Raw genomic sequence first — 14,168 nt, forward strand, 5'->3', positions numbered from 1 at the left:
GGGGGGGTGGGGGGGATGGGCGAAACTAGGGAGGTCTCTCTAGCGGTTTCCCCCCCTTGCGTTCTGGGGCCAGGGGAAACAGGGGGGGGGGGGGGCCGCACACCCCCCGCCCCTCCGTGGATCCGCTCGTCAGATCCCGACGCCGAACAGCGCCTCGATGGGTCCGCGTGCGAAGAAGATCAGGAAGCCGGCACCGACCACCCACAGCAGCGGGCTGATGGTCTTCGCCCGGCCGGAGAACGCGTGGATGAGCACCCAGCTCACGAAGCCCGCACCGATGCCGTTCGCGATCGAGTACGTCAGCGGCATCACGGAGACCGTGAGGAACACCGGCAGCAGCACGCGGAAGTCGCCGAAGTCGATGTGCCGGATCTGCGCCATCATCATGGCACCGACGATGATCAGGGCCGCCGCGGCGATCTCGGTCGGGACGATCGAGGTGAGCGGGGTCAGGAACATCGCGATCAGGAACACCACGCCGGTCACGACGTTGGCCAGGCCCGTGCGGGCACCCTCGCCGATCCCCGCGCCCGACTCGATGAACACCGTGCTCGACGACGACGAGGTCGCGCCACCCGCGATCGCACCGACGCCCTCGACCACCAGCGCCGACTTGATGCGCGGGAAGTCGCCGTTGTCGTCGGCCAGGTTCGCCTCCTTCGCGAGGCCCGTCATGGTGCCCATCGCGTCGAAGAAGTTCGTGAACAGCAGGGTGAAGACGATCATCACGAGCGCGACGAGGCTGACCTTGCCGAGGTCGAACGAGAAGTCCACCGCCCCGATCAGGCTCAGGTCGGGCACGCCCACGGGGGAGCCGTTCAGCGCGGGAACCGTCAGACCCCAGCCGCCCGGGTTGACCACGTTGCCCTCGTCGTCGAAGCCGCGGGCGCCGATGTGCCAGACGGCCTCGACGATCACGGCGAGCACGGTGCCGCCGATCAGGCCGATCAGCATGCCGCCCTTGATGCGCAGCGCGACGAGGATGCCCGTCAGCAGCAGCGTGATCACGAACAGCAGGCTCGGCACGGTCGCGACGGAGCCGTTGACCCCGAGCCCGACGGGCGGCGAGGAGGCACCGGTCGCGGTGACGAAGCCGGAGTTGACGAAGCCGATGAACGCGATGAACAGGCCGATGCCGACCGTGATCGCGATCTTGAGCTGGAACGGCACCGCGTCGAAGATCGCCTTGCGCAGTCCGGTGGCGGCGAGCAGCACGATCACGACGCCGTTGATCATCACCAGCGCCATGGCCTCGGGCCAGGTCACCTGGCCGACCACGGAGAACGCGACGAACGCGTTGATGCCGAGTCCGGCGGCGAAGCCGAACGGCAGACGCGTGACGAGCCCGAACAGGATCGTCATGACGCCGGCGGTCAGGGCGGTCGCGGCACCGACCGCGTTGAAGTCCAGCATGTTCCCGGCGACGTCGGGTTTGCCGGACAGGATGATCGGGTTGAGGATCACGATGTAGGCCATCGTGACGAACGTCACCAGGCCCCCTCGGATCTCGGTGCCGATCGTCGATCCGCGCTTGCTGATCTCGAAGAAGCGGTCCAGGGCGCCGGTGGGCTCGGCGGTCGCCGGGGCGGGCGGGGCAGTTGTCATCGGGTAACCTCCGGAGAAACGCTACCGTGTCGCCCGCCCCGCGCGCGCCCCGAGGAGCCGCACGGCAACTCGTCGTAGTCTCGAATCGCTATGCAACGCCTCCTCGTCGCGCTCCTCGCCGCCTTCGACGCCGCCATCGCGGCCGCGGTCGGACTGGCCGTGCTCCTGGCGCCGCTGACGCTGCTGTGGACGGTCGCGTTCGGCGTCACGGCCGACTGGGGTGCGCTCTGGCCCCTTACGGGCACGCTCTGGGAGTTCGGGCACGGCGTCCCGCTCGACGTCACGATCCCGGACGAGCTCCTCGTCACGCTGGGCATCCCCGCGCAGGCCGCATCGTTCGCGGTGTCGATCACGCCCCTGCTGCTGCTGTTCTTCACGCTCCTGTTCGCCGCGCGCTCCGGAGCGCGCGCCGCCCACGCGGGGGCGTGGCTGCTGGGTGCCCTGTCCGGCTCCGCCGTGTTCGCCGCGATCTCCACACTGGTCGCGCTGACGGCACGGCTCGATGCGGTGCGCACGCCGCTGCCGCTCGCGATCCTGCTGCCCGCCGCCGTCTATCTGGTGGGCGCCGTCTGCGGCGCCGTCCGGGTGGCCTGGGACGACGGCGACGGCGGCCTCCTCGACCGCCTGCACGACCGCCTCGACGCGCGGGAGGACTGGGCTCCCGTGCCCGCGGCGATCGTCCGGGGTGCGGCCTTCGCCCTGGTCGGCGTGACCGGAGCGGCGGCGCTCGCCGTGGCCCTGTCGGTGCTGACCCGCGGTGGTGACGTGGTCGCGCTGTTCCAGGGTGCGCGCGTCGACGCGCTCGGCGCCACCGTGCTCACGCTCGCGCAGCTGGCGTATCTGCCCACCCTGATCGTGTGGGCGGCGGCGTGGCTCGCCGGTCCCGGCTTCGCGGTCGGCGCCGGCACCGCGGTGTCGCCCGCCGGCACCCAGCTCGGCGTGGTCCCCGGCATCCCCGTGTTCGGGCTGCTGCCGGAGAACACCTCCATGTGGATGCTGATCGTGGTGCTCGTCCCCGTCGCGGCCGGCGCGTTCGCGGGCTGGGCCGTGCGCTCCCGGCTCGTCTGGGAGGGCACACCGCTCGGGCTGCTGCAGCGCGCCGTCATCGCGGTGGGCATCGCCGCGGTGACGGCGGGAGTCGCGGGGCTCGCGGCCGAGCTCGCGAACGGGTCGATGGGGCCGGGGCGCCTGGGCGTCGTCGGTCCCGCCGTGCTTCCCTTCGCCCTCGCGCTCGGCGCCGAGGTGCTGGTGGGCGCGGCGATCCTGCTGCTCGCACCGCGCAACCGTGAGGAACTCGCGGAGGAGCGCACCGACCGCTGGCTCGCCGAGATGACCGAGGCCGAGCGCGACGGCGGTCCGCTTCCCGCCGAGCCGACCGCGTGGCCGTCCCTGCCCGACGACACCGCGCCACTCGGCGACCTGCGCGTCCCGCCGCTGCCCGACGGCGACGACCGCGACCGGCGCGGCTGATCCTCGCCGCCCGCGCAGCCGCCCGCGCAGGGCGGTCCGCATGCGCCGGTAGACTGGGCGCGTGCTCACGGTCGCCGTTCTCATCTCGGGCGCCGGCTCGAACCTTCGCGCCCTCCTCGAGGCCGCTCGTCACCCCGATTTCCCGGCCAGGGTGGTCGTCGTCGGCGCGGATCGCGAAGCAGAGGGGCTGGCGCACGCCGAGGAGTTCGGCATCCCCAGCTTCACCGTCCCGTGGCACGAGCACGAGAGCCGCGAGGCCTGGGGCGAGGAGCTCGGCAGGCAGCTGGCGGTGTGGAACCCCGACCTGGTGGTCCTCAGCGGCCTCATGCGTCTGCTGCCCGCGTCGCTGGTCGCCGCGTACGCCCCGCGGATCATCAACACGCACCCCGCGTACCTCCCGGAGTTCCCCGGCGCACACGGAGTGCGCGACGCCCTCGCGGCCGGGGTGCGCGAGACCGGGGCGAGCGTGATCGTGGTCGACGACGGCGTGGACACCGGGCCGATCCTGGCGCAGGAGCGCGTCCCGATCCGCGCCGACGACACCGAGCACACCGTGCACGAGCGCATCAAGCCCGTCGAGCGCCGCCTGCTCATCGACGTCGTCCGTCGCATCGCGACCGGCGATCTCGTCCTGACCTGAACCCCCCCGAACCCCCGCACGCCCCCGCACGAAGGAGCCCATCATGGCCGGCCCCCGCCACGACCCCACGCTCTACCGCGATCGCGACACCGTGCCGATCCGGCGCGCCCTCGTCTCGGTCAGCGACAAGACCGATCTGCTCGTGCTCGCCGCGGCCCTCGCCGACGCCGGGGTCGAGATCGTGTCGACCGGCTCGACCGCCTCGACCATCCGCGACGCCGGCTTCGAGGTCACCGACGTGGCCGCGGTCACGGGCGTGGCCGAGATGCTCGACGGCCGCGTGAAGACGCTGCACCCCAAGGTGCACGGCGGCCTGCTCGCCGATCTGCGCCTCGAGGACCACGAGCGCCAGCTCGAGGAGCTCGACATCGCCCCGTTCGAGCTGGTGGTGGTGAACCTGTACCCGTTCGTGGAGACCGTGGCCTCCGGCGCCGTGGGCGACGACGTCGTGGAGCAGATCGACATCGGCGGGCCCGCCATGGTCCGCGCTGCGGCGAAGAACCACGCGAACGTCGCGATCGTGGTCTCGCCCGAGTCCTACCCGGCGATCGTGTCGGCCGTCGCCGACGGCGGCACCACGCTCGGCCAGCGCCGTGAGCTCGCCGCGCGCGCCTTCGCCCACACCGCCGCCTACGACACGGCCGTGGCGCAATGGTTCGCCGAGGGCACGCTCACCGAGCCCGGCGATCTCCCCGCACACCTCACGATCCAGGCCGAGCGCCTCGCGACCCTCCGCTACGGCGAGAACTCGCACCAGCGCGGGGCCATCTACACCCGCGCCGGCGGCCACGGCATCGCCCAGGCCACGCAGCTGCAGGGCAAGGAGATGTCGTACAACAACTACGTCGACGCGGATGCCGCGCTGCGCGCCGCGTACGACATGATCAAGCCCGCCGTCGCGATCATCAAGCACGCGAACCCGTGCGGGATCGCCACGACCGCGCCGAACGCGCTCGACCCGATCGCCAGCGCCCACCTGCGCGCACACGAGTGCGACCCGGTCTCGGCGTACGGCGGGGTCATCGCCGCGAACGGCACCGTCACGCTGAAGATGGCCGAGAACCTGAAGGACATCTTCACCGAGGTCATCGTCGCGCCGTCGTTCGAGCCCGCCGCGCTCGAGGTGTTCAAGGCCAAGAAGAACCTGCGTCTGCTGCAGCTGCCCGAAGACTGGCAGCAGGAGCGCATGGACGTGCGGCTGGTGTCGGGCGGGCTGCTGCTGCAGGACGCCGACCGCTTCCCCGACGACATCGTGTCGGTCGCGAAGGACTGGGAGCTGGTGTCGGGTGAGCGTCCGAGCGACGAGGAGATGGAGAACCTGATCTTCGCGTGGAAGGCCTGCCGCGCCGTGAAGTCGAACGCGATCGTGCTGGCGAAGGACAACGCCACGGTCGGCGTCGGCATGGGTCAGGTCAACCGCGTCGACTCGTGCCGCCTCGCGGTCGAGCGAGCGGGCGACAGGGCGGCCGGATCGGTCGCCGCCTCCGATGCCTTCTTCCCGTTCGCCGACGGTGCGCAGGTGCTCATCGACGCGGGTGTCACCGCGATCGTGCAGCCGGGTGGGTCGGTGCGCGACGAGGAGGTCGTCGACGCCGCGCGCAAGGCCGGCGTGACGATGTTCTTCACCGGGGAGCGTCACTTCTTCCACTGACCTCCGCGCATCCGCGTCCGGGACCCGCTCTCCTCGGGAGGGCGGGTTCCGTCGTCTCCGGGGCCTTCACTGTCGTGTCCGATTTCCGCCAGCCGTGGTCGGTGGTCGGTGGCAGAGTGGAGGACATGAGCCTCCCCGTGATCGACTTCGACGAGCGGTACCGCGCCATCAGTGCGCGCGACACCCGCTTCGACGGGCAGTTCGTGACCGCGGTCCGCTCGACCGGGATCTACTGCCGGCCGAGCTGCCCTGCCCGCACCCCGAAGCCGCAGAACGTCACGTTCTATCCCACGAGTGCGGCCGCGCACGAGGCCGGCTACCGCGCCTGCAAGCGCTGCCTGCCCGAGGCCGCACCGGGGTCGCCCGCGTGGGACGTGCGCGGAGACACGGCGGCGCGCGCCATGCGGCTGATCGCGACCGGGGTCGTGGAGCGTGAGGGCGTGCCGGGCCTCGCCGCCCGCCTGGGTTACTCCAGCCGGCACCTCACGCGGCTGCTGACGACCGAGCTCGGCGCCGGCCCGCTCGCGCTCGCCAGGGCGCACCGCGCGCACACGGCCCGCATGCTGCTCGTGGGCACGGACATGCCGGTGGCGGATGTGGCGTTCGCCGCGGGGTTCCAGAGCATCCGCCAGTGCAACGACACGATCCGCGAGGTGTTCGGCCTCACGCCGGGCGAGCTGCGGGCGCGGCGACGCACTCCGGCGTCCGACGTGCCGGGGGCGATCGACCTGGCCCTGCCGTACCGCGGCCCGTTCGACGCGGCCGGGGTGTTCGCGTGGATGGCGGCCAGGGCGGTCGCGGGGGTCGAGGAGGCGCGGTCCGACGCGTTCGCGCGCCACCTGCGCATGCCGGGCGGCCCCGCGTGGTTCGAGGTGCGGCAGGACGGCGAGCGGCTGCGGCTGCGGGCTCGCGTCGCACGCCTGAGCGACCTGGCGCCGCTGGTGTCGACCGCGCGGCGCCTGTTCGACCTCGACGCCGACCCCCTCGCGATCGACGAGGCCCTGGCCGCGCATCCGTCGCTGGCGGCGCTGGTCGCACGCACGCCGGGGATCCGGGTGCCCGGTGCCGCGGATCCGCACGAGATGCTGATCCGGGCGATGATCGGGCAGCAGATCACCGTCGTCGCCGCCCGCACCGCGCTCACCGCACTCACCGAGGCGCTGGGGGAGAGGACACCCGAGGGGCTGCTGTTCCCCACCATGACCGCGATCGCGGAGCACGGGGCCGAGGTGTTGCGGGGCCCCGCGGCCCGGATCCGCGCGGTCACGGGGGCCGCCGCGGCCCTCGCCGACGGCAGCCTCACGCTGACCGTAGGCGATGACGGCGCGGAGCAGCGCGCGGCCCTGCTGGCCATGCCGGGGATCGGACCGTGGACGGCGGACTACGTGCGGATGCGTGTGCTCGGCGACCCCGACATCCTGCTCCCCGGCGATGTCGCGCTGCGCGCGGGCGCGGCGGCGGTGGGACTCCCCGGCGAGCCGAAGCCCCTGGTCGCCTGGGCCGAGCGCACGGCCCCCTGGCGGAGCTACCTCAGCGCGCACCTGTGGCGTGCGGCACCCCAGCGCCCCGCGGGGCCGCGGTCGCCTGCCGCCCGCGCGGCCGCGACCGACGACGAGACCCAGACGAAGGAGACGCCATGACCGCCCTGATCCAGACCATCGACACCCCGGACGGCCCGTTCACGATCCTGGCCGACGCCGAGCAGCGCGTCCTCGCCTCCGGGTGGACCGACGACGTGGAGGCGATCCTCGGTCGCCTCTCCGCCGCCGCCCGTCCGGAGGAGTTGCGCGACGCCGAGACCGACGCGGCGGCTGCCGCCCTGGCCTATTACGCCGGTGACGTGTCGGCGATCGACGCCGTCGCGGTGAAGCAGACCGGAACCGCCCTCCAGCGCGCGGGGTGGGATGCGCTGCGCGGCATCGAGCCGGGTCGGCCGCTCACCTACACGGGCTTCGCCGCGCGCCTCGGCAATCCGAACGCGGTGCGCGCGGCGGCGTCGATCTGCGCCCGCAACGCCCCGGCCCTGTTCGTCCCGTGCCATCGGGTGCTGCGCACCGACGGCTCGCTGGGCGGCTTCGCGTGGGGTCTCGCCGTGAAGCAGAGCCTCCTGGCCCGTGAGAGCGCCGCGCGCTGAGCCGTCCGAAGCCCCGCCCCGTCTCCGCGCGGGACGGGGCTTTCGGCTGCCGCGGGAATTCCTCTTGCGCCCAGCTGGTTCACAGGAATAGGCTGATGGGCTGTCGCGCCAACCGGACGACCTCGCCGAGCCCATGAGGAGGACACCATGACCACGATCGCCGCCGCGCAGATCGCCACTCTCGGCTCGACCCCGGTGCGCCCGCTCTCCTAGAGCCGCCGCCCCCGTTCTGCACCGGATGCCGGGCTCCAGGAGCCCGCTCTCGCATCCGTCCCTCTTCCTCTTCGTTTCGCCTCGACTCCTCTGAGAGACATGTCTTCCTCGTCTTCCGCGCACAATCCGTCGTCCACCCTGTCCACCCCCGCCGCGCTGTGGCGGCTCAAGCCCTTCGTGAAGCCGGTCGTCTGGCGTCTCGCCGGAGGGGCCGCGAGCGCTCTCGCCGCCGCTCTCATCGCGTTGATGATCCCGATCGTGCTCGAGCAGATCATCGGCGGACCGGTCCGCTCCGGTCACATCGATGCGATCGTGTGGGGCGCGGCCGCCGTGTTCGCCCTGGCGCTCGGCGAGGCGCTCATGGTGTGGCTCCGCCGTCAGTTCGTGCTGTTCCCCGCCACGCAGGTCGAGTACACGATGCGCACGGAGCTGTACTCGCGGCTGCAGACGCTGCCGGTCGCGTTCCATGACCGCTGGCAGTCGGGTCAGCTGCTGAGCCGCATGATGCAGGACATCGGTCTCATCCGCCGCTGGCTCGCGTTCGGCCTCGTGCTGCTCGTGGTCAATGTGCTCACGATCATCATCGGCTCGGTGCTGCTGTTCCGCTGGCACTGGCTGCTGGGCACGATCTTCCTGGTGACCGCGATCCCGCTGTGGATCCGCGGCTACCTGTTCGAGAAGCGCTACGGCGCCCTCACCCGCCGCAGTCAGGACCAGGCGGGCGACCTCGCCACGAGCGTCGAGGAGAGCGTGCACGGCATCCGCGTGCTGAAGGCGTTCGGCCGCGGCAAGCACGCCCTGCGTCGCTTCAGCCGTCAGGCGGAGACGCTGCGCGAGACCGAGATGAGCAAGGCCGGCGCGATCGCGTCCATCTGGTTCTGGCTCGACCTAATGCCGCAAATCGCGTTCGGCCTGAGCCTGATGTCGGGCATCTGGCTGATCTCGCAGGGCGCGATCACCGAGGCCGAGCTGTTCGCCTTCTTCGCGATGGCCGTGGTGCTGCGCTGGCCCATCGAGTCGATCGGCTTCCTGTTCTCGTTCATGCTCGACGCCCGCACGGCGACCGACCGCGTGTTCGAGATCTTCTCCGAGACCAACACCATCACGGACCCGGAGCACCCGGTGCACATCGACGAGCCGCGGGGCGAGCTCGCGTTCGAGAGCGCGCACTTCCGCTACCAGGACGCGGGTGCCGAGGAGCGCGACCTGCTCGACGGCATCGACCTCGTGCTGCGGCCCGGCGAGACCATGGCGCTCGTCGGTCTGACCGGAAGCGGCAAGACCACGCTCACGACGCTCCCCACGCGGCTGTACGACGTGACGGGCGGACGGGTCACTCTCGACGGCGTCGATGTGCGCGACCTGCCGCTCGCGGAGCTGCGTCGGCACATCGCGATGGCGTTCGAGGACGCGACGCTGTTCTCGGCGTCGGTGCGCGAGAACGTGCTGCTCGGACGCGCCGACCTCGACATGCACAGCGACGAGGGGGAGCGCGTGCTGCGCGAGGCCCTCGACGTCGCCCAGGCGTCGTTCGTCGACACGCTGCCGGAGGGGGTCGAGACGGTGATCGGCGAGGAGGGCCTGAGCCTGTCCGGCGGGCAGCGGCAGCGTCTGGCGCTCGCGCGTGCCGTCGCCGCCGCGCCCAAGGTCCTCGTGCTCGACGACCCGCTGTCGGCGCTCGACGTCGACACCGAGGCCCTGGTGGAGGAGGCCCTGCGGCACGTGCTGGCCGAGACCACGGCGCTGATCGTGGCGCACCGCCCGTCGACGGTCGCCCTGGCCGACCGGGTCGCGCTGCTGGAGGCCGGCAGGGTCACCGCGGTCGGCACGCACGCGGAGCTTCTGAAGACCAGCCGCCACTACCGTCACGTCATCTCGAGCCTGGAGGCCGAGGAGGCGGCGCGCACCGGCGCGATCCCGGTCATCCGCGACACCGAGGCGGAGATCCACGATGCGGTGCAGGACGGCCTCCGGGAGGACGCCGCCGACGACGATCTGATGAGCGAGAAGGAGGTGCAGCGATGAGCTCCACCCTCACCGGCACCCAGGACGAGGACCGTTCCCGCCTGACCCGCGAGGAGAGCAGGGCGATCCGCAAGCGGTCGCTGCGCCTGCTCGGCTCGCTCGTGCGGCCGCTCAAGCCGCAGATCGTGCTCGCCGCGGTGGTGCTCGTGATCTCGACGGCGCTGCAGGTCGCCGGTCCGATCCTGATCAGCATCGGGCTCGACCGTGCACTGCCGGCCGTGATCGAGAACGCCGACTGGATGCCGACGTTCGTGGTGGGCGGGATCTACCTGCTGGCCGGTGCGCTCGCGGCCGCCCTGATCGCCTGGTACGTGATCATCGCGGCGAAGCTGACGCAGGCGATCCTGCTCGATCTGCGCAAGCGCATCTTCCTGCACACCCAGCGGCTGAGCCTGGAGTTCCACGAGTCGTACACCTCGGGGCGCATCATCTCGCGACAGACGAGCGACCTCGACTCGATCAGGGAGCTGCTGGACGGCGGCCTGAACGAGCTCGTGTCGGGCGTGCTGTTCGGGCTGTTCACGTTCATCGCGCTGTGCGTGTGGGACTGGCAGTCCGGCCTCATCCTCGCGCTCGGCGGGGTGCCGCTGTTCTTCCTGATGCGCTGGTTCTACTCGCGCTCGCAGCTGGTGTACCGCGAGTCGCGCGTGATCAGCGCCAAGGTCATCGTGCAGTTCGTGGAGACCATGACCGGCATCCGCGCGGTGAAGGCGTTCCGCAAGGAGCCGCGCAACGACGAGGCGTTCCAGCAGGTCGCCGGCGACTACCGCGACGTGAACCGCCGCTCGATGCTGCTGTTCGGCACGTTCGAGCCGGGGCTCATGGGCGTCGCGGCTCTGGTGCTCGGGATCGTCGTGCTGTGGGGCGGCATCCGGGTGTCGACGGGGGCCCTTACGGTCGGCGTGCTGCTGTCCGCCGTGCTGTATGTGCGCAACTTCTTCGCGCCGATGCAGGAGATCGCGATGTTCCTGAACTCCTACCAGTCCGCGACCGCGGCGCTGGAGAAGGTGTCCGGCGTGCTCGAGGAGGTGCCGACGGTGCCCGACCCCGAGAAGCCGGTGGACCTGTGGGAGTCGCGCGGACACGTCGAGTTCGACGAGGTCACGTTCGGGTACAACGGCGAGAAGACGATCCTCCCGAACTTCTCGCTCGACATCCCGGCCGGGCAGACGATCGCCCTCGTGGGGACGACCGGTGCGGGCAAGTCGACGCTGGCCAAGCTCATCTCGCGCTTCTACGACCCCTCGGAGGGTCGGGTGACCCTCGACGGCGTCGACCTGCGCTCGCTGCACCCGAAGGACCTCCGTCGTGCGATCGTGATGGTCACGCAGGAGGCGTACCTGTTCAGCGGGACGGTCGCGGACAACATCGCCCTGGGCAAGCCGGACGCCTCGCTCGACGAGATCAAGGCCGCCGCCCGCGCGGTGGGCGCCGACGGCTTCATCTCGGCGCTGCCCGACGGCTACAACACCGACGTGAACAAGCGCGGTGGGCGCGTCTCGGCGGGGCAGCGGCAGCTGATCTCGTTCGCGCGCGCCTTCCTCGCCGACCCGGCGGTGCTCATCCTCGACGAGGCCACCGCCTCGCTCGACATCCCGTCGGAGCGGCTGATCCAGGACGCGCTGCAGACGCTGCTCGCTGACCGGACGGCGATCATCATCGCGCACCGGCTGTCGACGGTCGCGATCGCCGACCGGGTGCTCGTGATGGAGCACGGCCGCATCATCGAGGACGACACCCCGGAGGCGCTCATCGGCGGCTCCGGCAAGTTCGCGCAGCTGCATGCCGCGTGGCAGGAGACGCTCGTCTGACGGCGTCCGCGTGCGCGGAGGGCCCGGTCTCCCCGTGGAGGCCGGGCCCTCGGCGCATCGCCGCCGTCGGTACGGGTCGGTAGCATCGAGGTATGGACCCCGTGCTGCTCCTCGCCGAGTGGTGGTGGATCGCGCCGACCGCCGCCGCCGGCGCGACCGCTGGTGCGATCGGGCTGCGCCGCCGCAGCACACGGAGCGGGCGGCGGCTCGAGTACGACGCGGCCCGACACGATCTGCGGATCGCGCAGCAGACGGCGGTCGCTCGGCGCACGACGCTGAAGATCGCGCGCGCCGATCTCGCGAGGGTCACGGCGGAGCGCGCCGCGCAGCGGGCCACGGCCGAGCAGGTCGCGGGGGCGCGACGGATGCTGCGGGAGCGGGAGCGCGACGCACGTGCGGCGTCGGCGGAGGTGCGGGCTCGGCGGGTGCGGGTGAACGCGGCCCGTGCGGCGATCCCGGCCGGCTCGGCGCCGCGGCCGCTGGAGCGGCTGTACGCCGAGCACGACGCGGTCACGGCCCGGTGGATGCGGTACGAGACCGACCCTGCGCTGCAGATCGCGTATCCGGCGATGACCGACGTCAAGCGCCCGGAGACCGCCGCCTACCTGCGTGCCGCGGGCACGGCGGTGGAGGCGCGCCGCGGCACCACGGGGCGGATCACGGCGGCGGAGTTCGCCGCCTACCGCGACGCGGTCGCGGAGCTGGAGCGCGCGTTCGAGGCGGCGGAGCATGCGGCCAGGGTGCACGCGGGGGAGGCGCCGACCACTCCCGCGTGGCAGGACGCCGCGCACGACATGGTGAACCGCTCGGTCGAGGCGATCGACCGAGCCGCGGGAGCCGCCGCCTCGGCACTGGCCGCGTGGAGCAGCCGCCGCAGCCGCCCCCGGTCGGACGACGACGCCTGATCAGCCCGCACCGGGTCGACGCCCGGCTCGGTACTCGCGCGTGATCAGCGGGGAGAGCCGCACCAGGAGCTCTTCACCGACCGTGCCGATGAGTTCGGCCAGGCTCGTCGCGTCGAGCTCCCCGCGGGCGCCCGGCCCCCACACGGCCACCTCCTCGCCGATCGCCGCCCGCGGCCAGGGGCGCACCACGCTCTCGGTCGGCCCGATCCGCAGCACGCGTCTGGCGCCGGCGGCCGTCCCGACCTCGAAGCAGCCGGCGAGGGTCGAGGGGAGGCCGTCGAGACTGCCGATCCCGATCGTGACGGCCTCGGCGTCCACGCGGATCACCGGGGCGAGCAGCGTGGAGGCGAGGGCGATGTCGTCCGGCGGCGGCGCCCCCACCGACCGGATCCCGTACGCGAAGGCCCCGAAGCGCACCAGGTCGAAGCGGAACTCGGAGCGGGCGGCCCCCGCGGCGCTGGCAGCCAGATGCCGCACGGTCGGCGTGAGGCCCAGCGCCTCCGCCCGCTGCACCGCCTCCCGGAACGCGGCTCGCGCCAGATCGTCGTCGCGGTCGCTCACCTCGGCGATGTGGCTCCAGATGCCCTCGACCCTGATCGCTCCCGCAGCCTCCAGCTCCGCCGCCCGTCGGACCACCTCGGTCCAGTGCTCGGGGCGGATGCCGCTGCGATGCAGACCCGTGTCGATCTTGAGGTGCACGGGCTGCGGGCGACGCTGATTCACCTCGACGATGCGTTCCAGGTAGTCGGCGTCACCCACCCCCAGGGTGACGCCCGCGCGCACCGCCGCCGCGATCTCGCTCCGGGTCATGGTCACCCACGCGAAGACCCGCGCGTCGGGGCCGGCGGCGGCGCGCGCGCGCACCGCGGTGGCGCTGTCGAACGCCCCGAACCAGCGCACCCCTTCGGCGGCCGCAGCCGTGACGACCCGTTCGAGCCCGTGTCCGTACGCGTCGCACTTCACGATCATCATGACCTCGGCCGGCGCGCTCCGGCGCTGCAGTTCGCGGATGTTGGCGCGCAGTCGACGCAGATCCACGACCAGTCGGGGGAGGGTCATGGTGTCTCCTCTCGCGCGGCGCGCAGCCCGAGCGCGCACACGAGCTCGGCGGCCGTCCAGCCGGTGATGCGGGTCCAGTCGGCCAGTGCGTGCCGCGCGGGACCGGGCCCGCCGAAGTACACGACCTCCTCACCGTGCCGGATCGGCGCGTGACCGATGTCGACGACGCACACGTCCATCGCCACCCGTCCGATGATCGGGAACAGCCGGCCGCGGATCTCGACGTCGGCCTCGTTCCCGAGCGCCCGGGGGATGCCGTGGCCGAACCCGCCGGTCACGAGCGCCACACGGGTGTCGGTGCCCGCATGGTGCGTGTGGTTGTACGACACCCCTTCGCCCGCCCGCAGCTCCTTGGTGGAGAGGACGCGCCCGGCGACGCGCATCACGGGCTCCGTGTCCGCACCGGGCCAGCCGAACAGGCGCGCGGGATCGATCGTCGCCGGCTCGTCGCACGGGGTCAGGCCCGACCGGGCCGCGCTGCGCCCGGCCGAGGCGTCGAAGATCGCGTGGCGGATACCGGCGTCGTGCGCGGTCCCCGCGACCCAGGTCAGGCCGTGTCCCCACGCGTCCCGGCGCAGGTCGATCACCGGGACGCCGATGCTCGCGGCCGCCTGACGGTGCGCGTTCGAGGCGAGCGCGGCGCGGGAGAGGCGGG

Annotated in this window: 11 protein-coding genes; 8 read left to right on the plus strand and 3 right to left on the minus strand. The window is 72.4% G+C overall.

Annotation, left to right across the window (positions count from 1 at the left end; genetic code table 11):
- Nucleotides 1–129: 129 nt before the first annotated feature.
- Nucleotides 130–1,605 carry an NCS2 family permease gene (locus tag ACWGQ1_RS12125; RefSeq protein WP_136044566.1) on the minus strand — a complete coding sequence of 492 codons (1,476 nt, stop codon included), beginning with the start codon at nt 1,603–1,605 and terminating at the stop codon, nt 130–132.
- Between the two features lie 90 nt (nt 1,606–1,695).
- Here ACWGQ1_RS12125 and ACWGQ1_RS12130 point away from each other — a divergent pair, with 90 nt between their 5' ends.
- From ACWGQ1_RS12130 to ACWGQ1_RS12165, 8 genes are all read left to right on the plus strand, one after another.
- Nucleotides 1,696–3,075 carry a cell division protein PerM gene (locus tag ACWGQ1_RS12130; RefSeq protein WP_452313037.1) on the plus strand — a complete coding sequence of 460 codons (1,380 nt, stop codon included), beginning with the start codon at nt 1,696–1,698 and terminating at the stop codon, nt 3,073–3,075.
- A 61-nt stretch (nt 3,076–3,136) separates the two neighbouring features.
- Nucleotides 3,137–3,715, plus strand: coding sequence for a phosphoribosylglycinamide formyltransferase (gene purN, locus ACWGQ1_RS12135; RefSeq protein ID WP_452313038.1), 579 nt, complete (start codon nt 3,137–3,139; stop codon nt 3,713–3,715).
- Between the two features lie 43 nt (nt 3,716–3,758).
- On the plus strand, nt 3,759–5,366 hold the full coding sequence (purH, locus tag ACWGQ1_RS12140) for a bifunctional phosphoribosylaminoimidazolecarboxamide formyltransferase/IMP cyclohydrolase (RefSeq protein WP_136036784.1): 1,608 nt from the start codon (nt 3,759–3,761) through the stop codon (nt 5,364–5,366).
- Nucleotides 5,367–5,491: 125 nt separating this feature from the next.
- Entirely contained in the window at nt 5,492–7,006 is a 1,515-nt protein-coding gene (locus tag ACWGQ1_RS12145) for a DNA-3-methyladenine glycosylase 2 family protein (protein ID WP_378803479.1), read from the plus strand.
- Nucleotides 7,003–7,500 carry a methylated-DNA--[protein]-cysteine S-methyltransferase gene (locus ACWGQ1_RS12150; protein ID WP_136031014.1) on the plus strand — a complete coding sequence of 166 codons (498 nt, stop codon included), beginning with the start codon at nt 7,003–7,005 and terminating at the stop codon, nt 7,498–7,500. Before ACWGQ1_RS12145 ends, ACWGQ1_RS12150 begins: the two co-directional genes overlap by 4 nt.
- A 312-nt stretch (nt 7,501–7,812) precedes the next feature.
- The gene (locus tag ACWGQ1_RS12155; protein WP_136037202.1) at nt 7,813–9,738 is read left to right on the plus strand and encodes an ABC transporter ATP-binding protein; all 1,926 of its coding nucleotides are present in this window, start codon (nt 7,813–7,815) and stop codon (nt 9,736–9,738) included.
- Entirely contained in the window at nt 9,735–11,549 is a 1,815-nt protein-coding gene (locus tag ACWGQ1_RS12160) for an ABC transporter ATP-binding protein (RefSeq protein ID WP_136031010.1), read from the plus strand. The genes ACWGQ1_RS12155 and ACWGQ1_RS12160 overlap by 4 nt, the downstream gene beginning before the upstream one ends.
- Nucleotides 11,550–11,641: 92 nt before the next feature.
- Nucleotides 11,642–12,454, plus strand: coding sequence for a hypothetical protein (locus ACWGQ1_RS12165; RefSeq protein ID WP_136031008.1), 813 nt, complete (start codon nt 11,642–11,644; stop codon nt 12,452–12,454).
- Here ACWGQ1_RS12165 and ACWGQ1_RS12170 read toward each other — a convergent pair whose 3' ends face one another.
- Complete coding sequence (locus tag ACWGQ1_RS12170) at nt 12,455–13,513, minus strand: alanine racemase (protein ID WP_136035733.1); 1,059 nt, start codon at nt 13,511–13,513, stop codon at nt 12,455–12,457.
- The gene (locus ACWGQ1_RS12175; RefSeq protein WP_136035735.1) at nt 13,510–14,100 is read right to left on the minus strand and encodes an alanine racemase C-terminal domain-containing protein; all 591 of its coding nucleotides are present in this window, start codon (nt 14,098–14,100) and stop codon (nt 13,510–13,512) included. The genes ACWGQ1_RS12170 and ACWGQ1_RS12175 overlap by 4 nt, the downstream gene beginning before the upstream one ends.
- Nucleotides 14,101–14,168 lie beyond the last annotated feature (68 nt).

Source organism: Microbacterium sp. NPDC055599, from assembly GCF_053618975.1.

Excerpts from the sequence above, each read along its gene's own strand:
- ACWGQ1_RS12160 (WP_136031010.1), top strand. The coding sequence starts at position 9,735 with ATGAGCTCCACCCTCACCGGCACCCAGGACGAGGACCGTTCCCGCCTG.
- ACWGQ1_RS12165 (WP_136031008.1), top strand. The coding sequence starts at position 11,642 with ATGGACCCCGTGCTGCTCCTCGCCGAGTGGTGGTGGATCGCGCCGACC.
- ACWGQ1_RS12130 (WP_452313037.1), top strand. The coding sequence starts at position 1,696 with ATGCAACGCCTCCTCGTCGCGCTCCTCGCCGCCTTCGACGCCGCCATC.
- purH (WP_136036784.1), top strand. The coding sequence starts at position 3,759 with ATGGCCGGCCCCCGCCACGACCCCACGCTCTACCGCGATCGCGACACC.
- ACWGQ1_RS12150 (WP_136031014.1), top strand. The coding sequence starts at position 7,003 with ATGACCGCCCTGATCCAGACCATCGACACCCCGGACGGCCCGTTCACG.
- ACWGQ1_RS12155 (WP_136037202.1), top strand. The coding sequence starts at position 7,813 with ATGTCTTCCTCGTCTTCCGCGCACAATCCGTCGTCCACCCTGTCCACC.
- ACWGQ1_RS12145 (WP_378803479.1), top strand. The coding sequence starts at position 5,492 with ATGAGCCTCCCCGTGATCGACTTCGACGAGCGGTACCGCGCCATCAGT.
- ACWGQ1_RS12125 (WP_136044566.1), bottom strand. The coding sequence starts at position 1,605 with ATGACAACTGCCCCGCCCGCCCCGGCGACCGCCGAGCCCACCGGCGCC.
- ACWGQ1_RS12170 (WP_136035733.1), bottom strand. The coding sequence starts at position 13,513 with ATGACCCTCCCCCGACTGGTCGTGGATCTGCGTCGACTGCGCGCCAAC.